At 60.7% G+C, this 12,324-nt stretch carries 21 protein-coding genes and 1 pseudogene; 18 read left to right on the top strand and 4 right to left on the bottom strand.

Annotated elements, in window-relative coordinates:
• The first annotated feature begins 18 nt into the window (after positions 1–18).
• Both HNH97_RS13175 and HNH97_RS13180 read left to right on the top strand, forming a co-directional pair.
• Positions 19–198: a hypothetical protein gene (locus HNH97_RS13175; protein WP_171791185.1), complete on the top strand. Its 180-nt coding sequence runs from the start codon at positions 19–21 to the stop codon at positions 196–198.
• Positions 198–803 carry a DUF3164 family protein gene (locus tag HNH97_RS13180; RefSeq protein WP_216657661.1) on the top strand — a complete coding sequence of 202 codons (606 nt, stop codon included), beginning with the start codon at positions 198–200 and terminating at the stop codon, positions 801–803. The genes HNH97_RS13175 and HNH97_RS13180 overlap by 1 nt, the downstream gene beginning before the upstream one ends.
• 325 nt (positions 804–1,128) lie before the next feature.
• On the opposite strand, the gene HNH97_RS13185 is transcribed toward HNH97_RS13180, so the two are convergent.
• The gene (locus HNH97_RS13185; protein ID WP_216657662.1) at positions 1,129–1,425 is read right to left on the bottom strand and encodes a hypothetical protein; all 297 of its coding nucleotides are present in this window, start codon (positions 1,423–1,425) and stop codon (positions 1,129–1,131) included.
• A 144-nt stretch (positions 1,426–1,569) separates the two neighbouring features.
• On the opposite strand from HNH97_RS13185, the gene HNH97_RS13190 reads away from it, so the two are divergent.
• The 13 genes from HNH97_RS13190 to HNH97_RS13250 all read left to right on the top strand — a co-directional run bounded on the left by HNH97_RS13190 (position 1,570) and on the right by HNH97_RS13250 (position 9,430).
• Positions 1,570–2,142 (top strand): hypothetical protein, encoded by a 573-nt coding sequence (locus HNH97_RS13190; protein ID WP_244949455.1) that lies wholly within the window; start codon positions 1,570–1,572, stop codon positions 2,140–2,142.
• Complete coding sequence (locus tag HNH97_RS13195; protein ID WP_171791189.1) at positions 2,142–2,465, top strand: HNH endonuclease signature motif containing protein; 324 nt, start codon at positions 2,142–2,144, stop codon at positions 2,463–2,465. The genes HNH97_RS13190 and HNH97_RS13195 overlap by 1 nt, the downstream gene beginning before the upstream one ends.
• A 120-nt stretch (positions 2,466–2,585) precedes the next feature.
• Entirely contained in the window at positions 2,586–3,119 is a 534-nt protein-coding gene (locus tag HNH97_RS13200; RefSeq protein WP_171791190.1) for a phage terminase small subunit P27 family, read from the top strand.
• Between the two features lie 101 nt (positions 3,120–3,220).
• Positions 3,221–4,033: a terminase large subunit domain-containing protein gene (locus HNH97_RS13205; RefSeq protein WP_171791191.1), complete on the top strand. Its 813-nt coding sequence runs from the start codon at positions 3,221–3,223 to the stop codon at positions 4,031–4,033.
• Positions 3,946–5,184 carry a phage major capsid protein gene (locus HNH97_RS13210; RefSeq protein WP_171791192.1) on the top strand — a complete coding sequence of 413 codons (1,239 nt, stop codon included), beginning with the start codon at positions 3,946–3,948 and terminating at the stop codon, positions 5,182–5,184. The genes HNH97_RS13205 and HNH97_RS13210 overlap by 88 nt, the downstream gene beginning before the upstream one ends.
• Complete coding sequence (locus HNH97_RS13215) at positions 5,181–5,675, top strand: putative phage tail protein (protein WP_338085472.1); 495 nt, start codon at positions 5,181–5,183, stop codon at positions 5,673–5,675. Before HNH97_RS13210 ends, HNH97_RS13215 begins: the two co-directional genes overlap by 4 nt.
• 4 nt (positions 5,676–5,679) lie before the next feature.
• Positions 5,680–6,519: a gp53-like domain-containing protein gene (locus HNH97_RS13220; protein WP_171791193.1), complete on the top strand. Its 840-nt coding sequence runs from the start codon at positions 5,680–5,682 to the stop codon at positions 6,517–6,519.
• A 3-nt stretch (positions 6,520–6,522) separates the two neighbouring features.
• A complete protein-coding gene (locus HNH97_RS17765; protein WP_216657663.1) occupies positions 6,523–6,921 on the top strand; it encodes a tail fiber assembly protein in 399 nt (132 codons plus the stop codon).
• Positions 6,922–6,988: 67 nt separating this feature from the next.
• On the top strand, positions 6,989–7,438 hold the full coding sequence (locus tag HNH97_RS13230) for a hypothetical protein (protein ID WP_171791194.1): 450 nt from the start codon (positions 6,989–6,991) through the stop codon (positions 7,436–7,438).
• Positions 7,435–7,926, top strand: a complete 492-nt coding sequence (locus tag HNH97_RS13235) for a hypothetical protein (protein ID WP_171791195.1) — start codon at positions 7,435–7,437, stop codon at positions 7,924–7,926. Before HNH97_RS13230 ends, HNH97_RS13235 begins: the two co-directional genes overlap by 4 nt.
• Before the next feature lies 1 nt (position 7,927).
• The gene (locus tag HNH97_RS13240) at positions 7,928–8,266 is read left to right on the top strand and encodes a hypothetical protein (RefSeq protein ID WP_171791196.1); all 339 of its coding nucleotides are present in this window, start codon (positions 7,928–7,930) and stop codon (positions 8,264–8,266) included.
• 75 nt (positions 8,267–8,341) lie between these two features.
• Entirely contained in the window at positions 8,342–8,533 is a 192-nt protein-coding gene (locus HNH97_RS17985; protein WP_244949441.1) for a hypothetical protein, read from the top strand.
• A gap of 288 nt (positions 8,534–8,821) precedes the next feature.
• Positions 8,822–9,430, top strand: coding sequence for a hypothetical protein (locus HNH97_RS13250; RefSeq protein ID WP_171791197.1), 609 nt, complete (start codon positions 8,822–8,824; stop codon positions 9,428–9,430).
• 143 nt (positions 9,431–9,573) lie between these two features.
• On the opposite strand, the gene HNH97_RS13255 is transcribed toward HNH97_RS13250, so the two are convergent.
• Genes HNH97_RS13255 through HNH97_RS13265 form a run of 3 tightly spaced genes read right to left on the bottom strand, consistent with a single transcriptional unit; the run spans position 9,574 to position 10,634 of the window.
• Positions 9,574–9,990: a hypothetical protein gene (locus HNH97_RS13255; protein ID WP_171791198.1), complete on the bottom strand. Its 417-nt coding sequence runs from the start codon at positions 9,988–9,990 to the stop codon at positions 9,574–9,576.
• 15 nt (positions 9,991–10,005) lie between these two features.
• Positions 10,006–10,392 carry a helix-turn-helix transcriptional regulator gene (locus HNH97_RS13260; protein WP_171791199.1) on the bottom strand — a complete coding sequence of 129 codons (387 nt, stop codon included), beginning with the start codon at positions 10,390–10,392 and terminating at the stop codon, positions 10,006–10,008.
• Positions 10,389–10,634 carry a type II toxin-antitoxin system RelE family toxin gene (locus HNH97_RS13265; protein ID WP_171791200.1) on the bottom strand — a complete coding sequence of 82 codons (246 nt, stop codon included), beginning with the start codon at positions 10,632–10,634 and terminating at the stop codon, positions 10,389–10,391. Before HNH97_RS13265 ends, HNH97_RS13260 begins: the two co-directional genes overlap by 4 nt.
• A 69-nt stretch (positions 10,635–10,703) precedes the next feature.
• On the opposite strand from HNH97_RS13265, the gene HNH97_RS13270 reads away from it, so the two are divergent.
• The 3 genes and pseudogenes from HNH97_RS13270 to HNH97_RS13280 form a co-directional block, all read left to right on the top strand.
• On the top strand, positions 10,704–11,513 hold the full coding sequence (locus HNH97_RS13270) for a hypothetical protein (RefSeq protein ID WP_244949445.1): 810 nt from the start codon (positions 10,704–10,706) through the stop codon (positions 11,511–11,513).
• Positions 11,510–12,115, top strand: coding sequence for a hypothetical protein (locus tag HNH97_RS13275; protein ID WP_171791201.1), 606 nt, complete (start codon positions 11,510–11,512; stop codon positions 12,113–12,115). The genes HNH97_RS13270 and HNH97_RS13275 overlap by 4 nt, the downstream gene beginning before the upstream one ends.
• A gap of 23 nt (positions 12,116–12,138) precedes the next feature.
• A pseudogene (locus HNH97_RS13280) lies at positions 12,139–12,324 on the top strand (hypothetical protein); the annotation flags it as partial.

Below are 12,324 nucleotides of genomic sequence, written 5' to 3' on the forward strand. Positions count from 1 at the left end.
GTGAAACAAGGAAGACCCATGAAGCCGAGCCACAGGCCCCGGAAACCCGCCACGGACGTCATCGTGTGGGAACGCGCTGCCGCGCATTATCGTCGCATCACCCAGCGCGACCGCCGCCCTGGCGTGAAGATCTGGGCGGCGGGTCGCGCGCAGGAATGCGCGGCGAACATGCGCGCGGCACAGCGGGAGGCCGCGTGATGGTGCCCGAAGGCTACATGCAGGATTCCGCCGGCCGTCTGGTGCCGCGTGACAAGGTCAAGCCACAGGAGTTGATGGTAAATGACCTGGTGGAGGAGCGGTTTGATAAAGCCCGCACCATGCGCGTGGGCCTGAAGGGATTTCGTGATGAGACCTTCGAACTGATCCATACCGCACTGGCACTCATCACCGAACAGTACGGAACCACGTATGGCGGGCAGAAGGGCAACATCACCCTCACCAGCTTCGATGGTCGAAAGCGGATCACCATCGCAATGGGTGATTCCATTTCGTTTGGCCCGGAACTGCAGGCCGCCAAGTCGCTGATCGATAGCTGCTTGGAGCGCTGGTCCGAGGGCGCTGATGCGAACCTCAAGGTCATTGTCACGGATGCGTTCGAGGTCGGCAAGGAAGGTAAGATCCGCACCGACAAGATTTTGGGGCTGCGTCGCCTCAATATCGAGGATGAGGAATGGCAGCGGGCGATGCAGGCCATCTCCGACAGCATCCGTATCGATGCGACAAAGGCATACATCCGCTTCCATGAGCGTGACCGGCCGGAAGACGATTTTCGGCAAGTGCCGCTCGATATTGCACGGGCCTGATTACGCTTGACGGTCATTGATCGTGATGAGGGCCGGAATCGGAGTGTTCCGAAAGTTTTTTCTCGTGCCCTCAATATCGTGACGATAGCCTAAACGAAGGCCGCCAGTGAGTGGAACGCTGGCGGCCTTCTGACTCAACCGCTGACGGAACCAGAGGATGAACTTGCCTGAGTATAACAGAGGCAAGCTGGAAATTAATAAGGCCCTGTCATGGGCAATCATTATAGCTAGCATGACGATGCTTACCGTTTTGGTTCTCACGGTCCTTGGGCACTACGACGTCGTTGGATAGCACTAGCCTTTATCAAAGGAAAAATAAAAATCATTATTCATCATTTAGCAAATCATTCTCAGCCTTTTTCGCCTCAGAATACGAAAGAACTTCAGGCCCTCCCCCTGAGAAAACAGTAAAACTACCATCGTCAGAACGCGATCCTATCCCCTTTTTTCTAAGCTCTTGGTCAAGATTCAATTCCAATCGAGCGGAAGTCCGTTTTCTACCAGAAATATCTTTTATATCTCTATTACTTAAATTGATTGCCACGTCTTCTCCTCGCTCTGTACTTGCGTTGCGTGCTAACTCTACCATGCGTGATATAATTTGATTAACTGGTTTAGCCATTGTTCTTCCAAACTCATTAAGATTCGTTATAAGCAATCTTATTGCGATCATTATAATGGTGTCAACTCGTATATTCCCTACTCGTGACTGTTTTGGAAAAATATAATGCACCCCATGCACCATATGCATATCAGCACGGGCTTCATGTTCGTGTGTCTGCTATTCATCCTCTGTGTCATCGCGCTTTTCGCGTGGATGTCATGGTCGAAGCGTCAGGGCAGCATCCGCAGGAAGCTGCTTGACCAGGAACACGAGGAGCGGATGGAGCGGATCCGGCGCGGTCACGATGAGCAGGTCGCACGCCGGGTCATCGCGAACGTGGCGTTGTGTCCATCGGTGCCGGTTTCTGGCACGGGTGTTGCCGTTTCCCCGCGTTCGACCACGTCCCCGCGTCCGGCGTCGGATGCGTATGACAGCGCGGCGGTCCCGGCAGTTGCTCCCGCGCCGGTCATCGTCAATGCCGGGGCATCGCGAGGCAGCGACAATGGCTTTCTGGAGGGTGCGCTGCTGGGCGGAATTGCCGAATCGGTGATGGGTTCCAACCGCGGACATGACACGGTGATCGAGCGCACGGTCAGCGCGCCCGCTCCGGATCCGTTCGTCGGAAGCGGCAGCGATGCGGGTTCCGGCGGGTTCAGTTACAGTAGCGGCGGCGATACCGGCGGTGGCTTTGACTGCGGTGGCGGTGGGTTCGACGGCGGTGGCTGCGATTTCTGATGCCGTCGGCACCACCACGTCACAGTATTGCCGGGGCGTCGGTCCAGCCCCGGCAACAGTACGACCAGTGGCGTGGGTCGGCAGCGTCCAGAGGCTATGATCGCCGGTGGCAGAAATGCCGCCGGGCCTTCCTCGCCGCGCATCCGCTGTGCCTGTTCTGCTACGAGCAGGGACGGCTGACACCGGCGAACGAGGTCGACCATATCCTCACCATCAAGGAACGTCCCGACCTGCGTCTCGACTGGTCGAACCTGCGCCCGCTGTGCAAACCCTGCCACAGCGCACGCACGGCGCGCGACCAGCGGGGATCTCCTGCCGGATGATGGCGGAAATCGGCGCATGCACCACGATCCCCCCATAGGGGGGGTCTAAAACGACCCTCCTTTTGATGTGGACCGCTACCTAACCTTTTTTACGCGCGTGCATAATGGAGGAAAAAAGGGATGGCCCGTCCGCGCAAGCCGACGCACCTCAAAATCGTGACGGGAACCGCCCAGGCATGCCGCGCCAACCCCAAAGAGCCGAAGCCCAAGCGCGCCCGTCCGACTGCGCCAGCGGGCCTGTCGAAACGGGCGAAGACGGTGTGGACAAAAGCCGCGCGCCTGCTCGACGGGATGGGCGTGCTGACCACGGCGGACGGCCTCGCGCTCGAGGGATTGTGCGAGGCCGTCGCGGATGAACTGGAGGCGCGGGCATCCCTCGCACGTCCCATCGTCACGCAGGTGCCCGATGGGACGGCCGACGACGATACGCCAATCATGCGTGAAATCGAGGTCGCTGCGGCCGGTGCGCAGACATACGTGACAATAGGCAAGAGCGGTCCAATGGTGCGTATGCGCCCCGAGGTTGCCGCCATCGCTGATGCAAACCGCAGGGTGGCAATGTGGCTGGCGAAATTCGGCCTGACACCGGCCGACCGGTCGAAAGTCGGAGCGGAAGGGCAGCAAAAAGAAAATGCCTTCCAGAAAATCGGGTAAAAAAGCCACGCAAACCGCCGCCGCAGCCCCATGTAGACGCGGCCATCCGGTATGCGGACGACGTCGTATCGGGGGCAATCCCTGCGTGCCAATGGGTGCGCTTGGCATGCGCCCGCTTCCTCTCCGACCTGGCTCGTGACGCGGAATGGCCATACGAACTGGACACGGCCGAGGCGGAGCGCGTCTGCGAGTTCACCGAACTCATGCCCCACACCAAGGGGAAATGGGCGCAGAAAAAAGAACTGATCCGCCTCGAGCCCTGGCAGTCGTTCATCCTGGTGAACGTGTTTGGCTGGCGCCATCGGACAACCCGGCTGCGCCGGTTCCGCACAGTCCTGATCGTGGTCCCGCGCAAAAACGGGAAATCGGCGCTGTCCGCCCCTGTTGGCCTGTTCATGCTGGCAGCGGACCATGAGGCCGGTGCCGAGGTCTATTGCGGCGCCACGTCGAAAAAACAGGCGTGGGAGGTGTTTCGTCCCGCCCGTGAAATGGCGCTCAAGACACCGGATTTCCGGTCGTTCTACGGCGTGGGCGTCAATGCCTCGAACCTGCACGTCATCAGCACGGGCAGCCGGTTCGAGCCCGTGATCGGAAAGCCGGGCGACGGTGCCTCCCCGTCATGCGCCATCGTGGACGAATACCACGAGCATGACACGTCGGACCTGTGGGACACGATGCTGACCGGCATGGGCGCGCGTGACCAGCCCATCCTGTGGGGGATCACCACGGCAGGCTCGAACATCGCCTGCCCCTGCTACGACGAGATCCAGGCCGGCCGGAAGATGCTGCAGGGCATTTTCGTGGACGACGAGCGGTTTTTCGTCGAATGGACGATCGACCCGGAAGACGACTGGACCACGATCGAGGCCCTACGCAAGGCCAACCCCAATATCGGGGTAACGCCGCGATCCTGACGGCGGTTGTCTCGGTGCTGCAGGGGATGCTTCTGCTGCTCGAGAACGGCATGAGCATGATGATCCGCCCGACCTGGATCACCACGCCGTCGGTCAAGATGTATCTGATGACGCTGCGCGACGGCGTGGGCAACTTCGTGTTCCGCGACGAACTGTCCGGTGACGATCCGCGCCTGATGGGCCATCCGCTCAAGATCAGCCAGCAGCTGCCGTCGAACATCAACACCGGCACCACGGCCGCCCCCGTGAATAACGGGGCCTACATCTTCATGGCCGACATGAAGGATGTGGTGATCGCGGACACATACGAGATCTATATCGATGCGTCCGATGTGGCTGTCTACCAGGACACGAGCGGCGCGCAGGTCAGCGCCTTCCGTCGTGACCAGACGGTGTTCCGCGTGATCAGCGAACACGATTTCGGCCTGCGCCATCAGGCCTCGCTGGCCGTGGCCACCGTTCCGGGCTGGGCACCGACCGGTTACACGCCCAACGGCGGCGCTGCCTACTACGTGCAGGCGCCCACCGTAACCTCGATCGTGACATCCGGCACCGACCAGGAAACCGAGGACGCGTTCAAGGCGCGGTATCTGGCCCGTTATGCCAGCAGTGCGCAGGGCGGATCGGCAACGGATTACGAAAACTGGGCACTGGATGTTCCGGGCGTCACCCGCGCATGGTGTGGCTCTCCGGGATTGTGTGGCGATGCGACGGTGCCGGTTTACGTGATGATGGACGATGCCAATGCCTCCAACGGCGGGTTTCCACGCGGCACCAACGGAACTTCATCCGTAGACAACCGGTACACCCCGGCGACGCAGGACCTGCTGACGGTCGCCAATGCCCTGCAGTCGGAAAAGCCGGTCACGGATATTGTCGTCGCCATGGCTCCACAGCCCTACCCGATCGATATCACGTTGACGGGGCTGGACGGCATATCCACCGATATGAAGACGGATATCAATGCGGCCCTGGCTGATCTGTTCCTGCGTGTTGGCACCCCACTGGGAATGACCGTACAGGGGTCCCAGATCGCAGGCGCGCTCAATGCGATTCCGGATATCCCGGCATTCAGTGTGATTGCCCCTGTCGGCAGCATTTCCGTGCCAGTCGGATACCTCCCTACCGCTGCGGAGCCGACATACCAATGAGCTACTCTGCCGCTGATTTTCTGGCAGCGTTCCAGCGCCATCTGCCAACGGGACCGATCTGGCCACGGGAGGCCGGATCAAACCAGGCAACTGCGTTGGGATGCCTGATGCCGACGCTGGAACGTCTTGCCCAGCGTGACGAAAATCTGCTGATCGATGCATTCCCCGCCACGACGGTCGAACTGCTGCCGGAATGGCAGGCCTCACTGGGGCTGCCGGACGCATGCGCGGGCACGGATCCCACGATCGAGCAGCAGCGTGCGCAGGTTGTCGCACGCCTGACCGACTGTGTGCTGACGACCCGGTTTACGACCCTTTCTGGGCCTACATGTGGCGCGTCAACGCATCCGCCGTCACGGTCGAATATTTTTCGGCCGACGTCTCGTTTGCCGATGAACCCCTCGCCGAATGGGGAAATGCCGTTCTGGAGTGTGAAATCCAGTCCCGCAAACCGGCACGGACAACTGTCTTTTTTTTCTACGGATAACTGAACCAATGGTCTATCAGATCGACGACGCAACAGCCGTGGCATCGCTGCCCGCGCTGCCGACGGACAATATTGGCACGCCCGGATTTTTTACGGGTGGCTCCACAAGCGGCGGCGCCCCCACCAGAGTCCGTTACTGGTGGCTCAATATGGTGCAGGAGGAACTGCGGAATCTGGTGATTGCCGCTAACCTGACACCCGACAAAACCAACAACGCCCAGGTGCTGGCGGCCCTCAGGTCCATGTTTGTCACGCTTGGCGGTGGCAAATATCAGGTCGCGGGCACGGTGATGCTTGGGCGTGACACCACGTTCCCCGGCCTGCGCTACAGCTATATCGGCGCTGACGGTGAGACGGTTGAGGATGGCGGTTACCTCGTGTCCTCTTACGGGACGCTTCTGTCCGGTTCGACGCAGGTCGGCGACCTGACGATCGGGCCGGACGGCCGCCTGTCCTACCAGTCCGTGAAGATGGCGGGCTCCTACAGTGTGACGGCGCTGCTGTCGGATATTGTCGCCGGGACGGGGCTTGGGAATTCGCAGGGCACGAACGGCTATCAGATCCTGCCCGGTGGGACGGTCCTGCAATACGGCGCCAACAGTTCCGGCAGTGGCGGGTATTCGACCCCGAATTTCCCGGTCGCCTTCCCGACCAAATGCGAGGGAATGATCGTGGTTGAATCGGCCGCCACCACGAACTGGGCTGCCGGGAAACCCACGCTGCATGGTGTGCAGGGCTATCCCAGCAAGGTGCAGGCCGACGTCTATTCAATGATTTTTTCCGGTTCTGGCGGTGGATGGGGCGGAATGAACGGCCTCGGATATTTCTGGTGGGCGTGGGGATACTGATAAATGTCGACGAATTATTACTTTTCTGCGTCGAACAACGCGTTTTATCCCGTGGCGCTCCAGGCGCAGTACGAGGCGGCAGGAACTTGGCCGACTGATGCGGTCGCGGTGGCCGACGCCGTGTTCGAGACTTACGGCTCCGGTGCGCCGCCCGCCGGGCAGGTGCGTGGCGTGGCGTCTGACGGAACCCCCACATGGGTGACGGCAACCCCGCGCGCGATTCCCCTGACGACGCAGGCCGCCAGTGCTCTGGCACAGGCGCAGCAGACCGTCTGGGCGGATTACGGTTCGCTCGGGCAGCCTGTCCCGGCCGCGTGGGTCACGTATCAGACCGCCCTGCGGGCGATCGTCAACGGCACCGATACCACCAGCACGACGCTGCCTGCAGCGCCGACCAGCTGATCCAGATCGCAACAATTGCGCCTGTCATACCGCCCATCGAGGCGGTTTTTTATTGCCTGGAACACAGATGACCGAAGTCCTGACGCCGGATGTGCACGACATCCTTGATGACCACGGGGAGCGTCTCGGCTTCCTTGAACGCTGGCGCGACAGTGCCGACGGAAAGATTGACGATACGCGCCGCGAAGTCGGCGCCATCCGGGCCGAAATGCAGGCCCAGTATGCCGCGACATCATCCGCTCTGGAGCGTCAGTCCCGCGACATGCGGGATCTGACCCGGCAACTGGCCGAACAGAACGGCGCGCAGAAGGAACGCAACCGGCTGGAGGCGGCCAAGCTGACCAAGGCGCGGATTGCCGAAAGCCGGTGGAAAAAGCGCGCGGCCGTGCTGGGCATCGTCTTCACGCTGCTGGCCACTGTCGGGGGTACCCTGCTGTCGAGCCAGACCTGGGACGACTTCTTTTTCGCCAACGTGCCGTTCCTGCATCACCATCATATCATCGGGGCACTGCAATGACCGGCCTGTGCGTGGCGCAGTTCAAGCGCGCGATCGTGTCCCCTGCCCTGGCGCATATCGGGCTGGACGGGGATGCGGCGGTCAACCTGCTGACCGGCACGGCGCTGGTGGAAAGTGGCCTGACCTATGTCGCGCAGGTCGTGGCTGGGGGCACCGGCCCCGCGCGAGGCCTGTGGCAGATGGAACCGTTCACCCACGATGACATATGGACGACGTTTCTGTCCGATGCGCGGCTGGCGTCCCTGCGGGGCGCGGTGCTCGACCTGCTGTCGCGCTGGCAGTCCCGCGTGGCGCAGTTGCCGGGCAACCTGCCCTACGCCTGTGCGATGGCGCGCCTGAAATACTACCGCGCGCCGGAAGTTCTGCCTGCGGCCGACGATGCGGCCGGGCAGTGCCGTTACTGGAAATCCAACTACAACACGTCGCTGGGCGCGGGCACTGCGGACAGCACGCACATCGCCCTGTTCCAGCAGGCGATCGAGGCCTGATATGGACCCCAACACGCTCCTTCAGGACGTCCTGTCGCTACTCCCGACACAATATGCCGGGGATATCGCCGTGATCGTGTCGTTCCTGATTTCCGCCTGCGCCCTGATCGCGCGATTCTGGCGCCCGCCGGATCCCGCATCCCGATGGGTCGTGGTCTGGACAATCGTGACCGCCATCGCCCAGGCGCGCGGTTGGAACCTGCCCGCCTACCAGCCCGGGAAGAAAGCCGCGATGGTTCCGGCGACGGTACCACGTCAGACGGTCGAACAGATGCTCGACGTGCCGCCGGGTTCGACCCGTCCGGGCAGGCCGCCGGCGCGCGCATCCCCGCCCGGATGACTGGCCGGTCCCGGATCAATCATCCCCATCCCCCAACCGCCCGAGAGGCGGTTTTTTCATATGGAGACGCCAGACATGGCCGACACCGATACCACCACCGCCATTCCCGCCCTCGAAAACCTGATCGAGACCGCGCTCGGCAAGGGCGACACGGCCGCAACCCAGGCCGATATCGCCCTGGCGGGCAACCTGCTGCAGACGCTGATCCCGGTTATCGTCGAGAAGGCCGCGCCGAACCTGACCTGTTCGGCATCGATGCCGCGCTGACCAAGATCCTGACGGGCATCTCGGACCTGAAGGACGCGATCGCGACGAAGCCTGTTGCGGCCGCGCCTGCGGCGAACGCCACGGTCGGCGTGCCGCACCCGTCCGTGCCGGGACAGCCCGCGCACTGACCTGTCAACCGGAACCGGCCGATCTGTAAACCGGATCGCCGGGCCACACATGTCCTGACACCTGACAGATAGCCCACCCGTTTCCACGCAGAAATGGCCGTTTCCTGCGGTCTGCTGGGACGGGTGGGCTATTTGCGTTTCCAGACTGGAAAACTAGCCCATGAACAACCCCGTCAACCTTGTGACCGGCCGCCGTGGTTTCCTCGGCCTTGGCGCCGGTATCGCCGCCACTGCTGCACTGGGAGCCTGCACCGTCAGCAAGTCCGGCAACGTCACGACCGTCACCCTGAACGTGGCGGAGATCAAGGATTACGGTCAGGCGGGCCTGAACGCGGTCACGCTCGTCCTGTCCATCGCGGCCGTGGCCAGCGCGATCGGCACGCCCGCCGTGGGTGTGATCAGCCTGGCGGACACGGCGTTGTCCACCGCCCTGACCAGTTTCTCCACGGCGGCCGGATCCACGCTGACGATCACCTATGACGACACGAACTGGAAAACCCGGGTGGACAGCATCCTGTCCGCGCTGACCACGCTGCAGACGGACCTGACCGCCGCAATCACCGGAGCGTCCACGAAGGTATCCAGTGCGGACCTGACCAACGCCAACACCGCCCTGTCCGCGCTGGGCACGGTCGTGTCGGCGTTCAAGGGCGTGCTGGACAGTGTGGCCGTGCGGCGCAATGTCGGGGCCATCGCAGCATCTGCCGTCCCACCGTCCAAAGCGCAGGTGCAGCAGGCGCTCCAGGTTCTGGGGGTGACGGCAGGATGACGCCGTTTGCACAGGGCGTGATGGCCGGTGCGGGCGGCGTTGTCGTCCTCATCGGCCTGCTGATTACGATCCCTCTTAAGCTGCATGCGCTTTATATAACAACGCAGTTTCAGCACCCAAAATCTTAATAATAAACATATAATCTATTTTACATAGCGGTAAACTAATGTAATTACATACTTGTCAACTTGAGGTTGTATTAAATATGTTTGCACGCAAAGAAATAAAGCGCAAAATAATAAATAAAATACTACCATGAAAAACAAGTGAGTAAATTTAGAATTTATATTTATTACAAATCTATTTATTAAATTTGAAAAAAATATTAAAAAATGACAATAACAAGTAAAAATTATTGGCAATAAGCAAGCCATAAGCGATATTAATCCAATTAAAAAGATTCCTATTTCATTTTTAATATCTCCATATTTCATTATCGTTTCTGAAAATAAAAACCAAGATGTATATTTAAAATATTTATCGCTTCTTTTATAATATTTTTCTTCTGTTTTCTTTATAATTTCGTTGAAACGCTCTACTCTGTTAATATTTACGTTCACCTTATGTATTTCCATTCATTTACACTGAATGTCAAAAAATAGATCTTCAATGCGTATTTTTAATACATGTGCTATCCGCTGTAGCGCAATCGCGCTACCTGGCTTCTTGCAACTTTCGATCTCGGACAAATAGCTTTTGCTGATTCCTGCCCCAGTGGCCAGATCACCCTGCGTCATCTTCCGACGTTCGCGCCATATGGTGATGGGCGAAACTCCATCCAGCACCATGCGGCGCGTTTCGTCGGCCGTATAGGTCACGCGATAATCGGGCGGAATTGATTCGGAACGGGCAATCGCTTCCCGGTCCTGCCTGTCATCCAGACGGTCCAGGATGGCCTCCCAATCCGCGCGATTGACGGTGACCGTGGTTGCCGTCTCGGACACTGGTGTAATCGGGCTCATCGGTAAATCTCCCCTCGCTTGTTGACGGCTACGACTTCGATCGTGGTTTCCGTCTGGCGGTAGATCGCCCGCCATATTCCCTTACGAACCCGCCAGTAATCCGGCATGCCCTGCATCTCGGTCATGAAGGACTGCCTCTGCGGATGAAGGTCCGCCACCTGCTGGATGGCGTCCATGATCCGCTTTGCATCGTCTTTCGGCAGGCCTTTCAGATCCTTCAGGGCTGCGGCTTCGTAGATCACTTCCATGACCACAATATCGCTTATAGCGAACAGTATGTCAATCGCTATTAGCGAACATTTGGATATCCAATGAACGAAATAAGCCCCCGGCTTGCGAACTTGCGCAAGCTCGGCTGTCGCCCGGCGGAAATCCGTCCGGGACAGCCCATGCTTTCCGTCGTGCGCGGCTTTCTGGCCCGACAGGCTCCGCCGCGCCTGATCCGCGCCAGTATCGACCCAGCCCCGCTGATGCTGGGCAATGACGTGCTGGGGGACTGCACGTCGGCCGGGATTGGCAACCATGCCCGCGCCACGGCGGCGCTCAACAGGTTTCAGGTTGGCGTGACCACGGCGCAGGCCGAGGCATTCTATTCCCTGTCCACCGGCTACGTCCCCGGCGATCCGCGCACTGACAACGGCGGCATCGAGGTCGACGTGCTGACCACGGCCCAGCGATCCGGATACGCCGTCACCAACCAGACCCTGTTTCCCATCTGGGGCAGCGCCGATCCCGGCGATGAAAATGGCTTGCGTAACATCATGGCGGAATTGTCGGCGGTCTATCTGGGCGTGCGGCTGGCCAAGGCCGACATGTGGCAGGACGAGACCGGCGCTCTGCCCCCTGTCTGGGACACCGACACGCCTGCCGGTCATGGCGATCCGACACCGGGCAGCGCGGGCGGTCACTGCCTGCTGGGCTGGGACTATACCGGCACGGACGATACCGACCTTGTTACGCTACTGACGTGGGGTGCGAAACAGCGGGCCACATGGCGCTGGCTGCGGTCCCGCATCATGGAGGCTCATGGGCTGGCATGGCGGCAGCTCATGCCCGCAACCGGGAACGTCTGGGAAGCGCTGATCGCCGCCAACGACGCGTATCTGCGGGGTGCAGCATGAGGGCGCTGCTACTGGCCGGACTGCTGGCCCTATCCGCCTGCGCCAGTCAGCCGCGCGTGCAGACCACGATCCCAGGAGCGATGGCGGGGATACAGGCCTCTCTTGCACAGGCCGGGGCCGTGTCCGTCTCCCATGCCGCCGACTGGACGCCGGAGCAGACCGCGCGGTTCGAGCGCGACGTGCGCGCCGCCCAGTGCAGCCAGCGCACGTCCGATCCGGTCATCGGCACGATTGCGGGGAATGTGACGCTGGAACTGTCCGGGTCGTTTACCCAGTCCGGGCAGTTCACGGTCGGCGCGATCACCACGGCTCCGACGGTCGGTGTGCAGGGATCGGCCAGCCGGACGCGCATGCAGCAGGTCAGCCTGCCGGTGGCCTATGCCCCGCTGTCATCCCTGCCGGACGTGGAGATGTCGCGGCAGGTTGGTTACGAGGCCGAGATGCTGGCGCAGAACGACGACGCACGCCATCAGGAGGCGGCGCGTCTGGTAGCGGATCGGCAGGCGTTGCGGGATCGGGTGATGGAGTTGGTCAGGAATTGGGATGAGGAACAATGCGCCCCAAGCAGACCTGTCGCGCCGTTCGTGGGCGGCAGACGTTAGCGTCGCCACGGGGAACTGACATCATGAACGCAGCAGAAATCGGTGCGATCGCCAGCGCAGCCAGCGCCGTCCTCGCCCTGATCGAGAAATACGGCCCCGAGGCATGGGCCACGGTCAAGGGTAACCGGCCGCTCTGGGCCGCCTTGATTATGCGGCCTGTCTGTGCAGTGTATTCACGGGTTTCCAGTTCCATGGCAACAGTTCGTGGA

Origin of the sequence: Gluconacetobacter entanii (assembly GCF_013155425.1) — a bacterium.
Taxonomy (GTDB): domain Bacteria; phylum Pseudomonadota; class Alphaproteobacteria; order Acetobacterales; family Acetobacteraceae; genus Novacetimonas; species Novacetimonas entanii.

Bases quoted from the DNA above. Each gene is read 5' to 3' on its own strand.
- HNH97_RS13185 (WP_216657662.1), bottom strand. From the start codon at position 1,425: ATGGCTAAACCAGTTAATCAAATTATATCACGCATGGTAGAGTTAGCA.
- HNH97_RS13270 (WP_244949445.1), top strand. From the start codon at position 10,704: ATGAACGAAATAAGCCCCCGGCTTGCGAACTTGCGCAAGCTCGGCTGT.
- HNH97_RS13200 (WP_171791190.1), top strand. From the start codon at position 2,586: ATGGCCCGTCCGCGCAAGCCGACGCACCTCAAAATCGTGACGGGAACC.
- HNH97_RS13180 (WP_216657661.1), top strand. From the start codon at position 198: ATGGTGCCCGAAGGCTACATGCAGGATTCCGCCGGCCGTCTGGTGCCG.
- HNH97_RS17985 (WP_244949441.1), top strand. From the start codon at position 8,342: ATGGCCGACACCGATACCACCACCGCCATTCCCGCCCTCGAAAACCTG.
- HNH97_RS13230 (WP_171791194.1), top strand. From the start codon at position 6,989: ATGACCGAAGTCCTGACGCCGGATGTGCACGACATCCTTGATGACCAC.
- HNH97_RS13275 (WP_171791201.1), top strand. From the start codon at position 11,510: ATGAGGGCGCTGCTACTGGCCGGACTGCTGGCCCTATCCGCCTGCGCC.
- HNH97_RS13215 (WP_338085472.1), top strand. From the start codon at position 5,181: ATGAGCTACTCTGCCGCTGATTTTCTGGCAGCGTTCCAGCGCCATCTG.
- HNH97_RS13260 (WP_171791199.1), bottom strand. From the start codon at position 10,392: ATGAGCCCGATTACACCAGTGTCCGAGACGGCAACCACGGTCACCGTC.
- HNH97_RS13195 (WP_171791189.1), top strand. From the start codon at position 2,142: ATGCCGTCGGCACCACCACGTCACAGTATTGCCGGGGCGTCGGTCCAG.
- HNH97_RS13220 (WP_171791193.1), top strand. From the start codon at position 5,680: ATGGTCTATCAGATCGACGACGCAACAGCCGTGGCATCGCTGCCCGCG.
- HNH97_RS13240 (WP_171791196.1), top strand. From the start codon at position 7,928: ATGGACCCCAACACGCTCCTTCAGGACGTCCTGTCGCTACTCCCGACA.
- HNH97_RS13175 (WP_171791185.1), top strand. From the start codon at position 19: ATGAAGCCGAGCCACAGGCCCCGGAAACCCGCCACGGACGTCATCGTG.
- HNH97_RS13250 (WP_171791197.1), top strand. From the start codon at position 8,822: ATGAACAACCCCGTCAACCTTGTGACCGGCCGCCGTGGTTTCCTCGGC.
- HNH97_RS13210 (WP_171791192.1), top strand. From the start codon at position 3,946: ATGGACGATCGACCCGGAAGACGACTGGACCACGATCGAGGCCCTACG.
- HNH97_RS13190 (WP_244949455.1), top strand. From the start codon at position 1,570: ATGTTCGTGTGTCTGCTATTCATCCTCTGTGTCATCGCGCTTTTCGCG.
- HNH97_RS13235 (WP_171791195.1), top strand. From the start codon at position 7,435: ATGACCGGCCTGTGCGTGGCGCAGTTCAAGCGCGCGATCGTGTCCCCT.
- HNH97_RS17765 (WP_216657663.1), top strand. From the start codon at position 6,523: ATGTCGACGAATTATTACTTTTCTGCGTCGAACAACGCGTTTTATCCC.